This window comes from Corynebacterium sp. HMSC05D08 (assembly GCF_001807215.1).
Classification (GTDB): domain Bacteria; phylum Actinomycetota; class Actinomycetes; order Mycobacteriales; family Mycobacteriaceae; genus Corynebacterium; species Corynebacterium striatum.
Window position 1 is genome coordinate 1 of the sequence record NZ_KV788338.1, and the last position, 1143, is coordinate 1143.

1 pseudogene is annotated in these 1143 nt (G+C 57.7%); it reads right to left on the reverse strand.

Features of this window, described 5'->3' with window-relative positions:
• Positions 1 to 50 precede the first annotated feature (50 nt).
• A pseudogene (locus HMPREF3148_RS13260) lies at positions 51 to 1143 on the reverse strand (transposase); the annotation flags it as partial.

The following is a 1143-nucleotide window of genomic DNA, read 5'->3' on the forward strand; positions in this document are numbered from 1 at the left end:
GGTGGGCTTGCAAGGTAGTCCCCAGCCGGTGGTGATGCTCCTATGTTGTGTCAAGCTGATTTGAGAAGTTCTTCATAAGCCAACCTCAACTCCGGCAAAGGGCGCTTGCCGGTTTCGATATCACTGATTCTCGCCGGGGCACACCCGAGTTTTTCAGCAACCTGGGCTTGCGATAACTGCCTCTGGATCCGTCGAGCTTTGAGTTCATCAACCTCTACCTGGCCCGTTGGAAGAACGGCCTGACCCAAGCACAACACCCGGTAGACCTCCCTGACAATGGCGCGTTTCAGACACCGTAAGATCTCCTTTTTTCGAGAATCCTTCCTTGGTGCGTTTGGCTACGTAGTCCCTGGTGCGTTGGTCATGATGCATCCGCACCAACGCGATCCGATGCAACGCAGAATTCGCCCGACGATCACCACCCCGGTTGAGGCGGTGCCGATGAGTCCGTCCAGAACTAGCCGGAATCGGTGCGACCCCGCACAGATGAGCTAATGCTGCCTCGGAGTGAATCCGGCCTGGATTATCCCCCACACTGACAATCAGATCAGCAGCCACCACGGAACCGCACCCAAATATCGAGGTCACATGCGGATTGATCATCTCAACCAGGATACTGATGTGTTTTTCCAGCTGCGTGCCCTGTTTCTGTAAATCACGATAGGTGGTGGCTAATGTCTTCAACGCGAGGAGCACCCCATTTCTGGGGTCGGCCAGGTCAGCTGATGGTCGGCACCGGGACAAGGCCTCCACCATGACCAATGTGGACATCGCACTATAGCGGCGTCGAATCTCATCGGGTGCTGTGACCAGCAACGATTTGATCGTTGTCATCAGTTTCGCTGCTGTCATCACGAGCTGACGGCGGGTGATCTGCAACCCACGGAGGGATTCCACTGGCCCGGAAGTGTCTTTCGGGATGCTTAAGGCTTCCCCGGTGAGCACCTGGCGGGCGGCAGCGACAGCATCAACGGGGTCTGATTTGCCGTCCCGGCGTCGAACGGCCCGGGTAGGGCGTAAGACTTCTACGACTGAGTATTTCTGGGTGCGAAGGTGGCGTGTCAGGCCTGCTCCATAGGAGCTGGTTCCATCCACGCCGACGGTGGTGACGGGCCCGACCCCCGGAAAGTGGACACGTCGGGG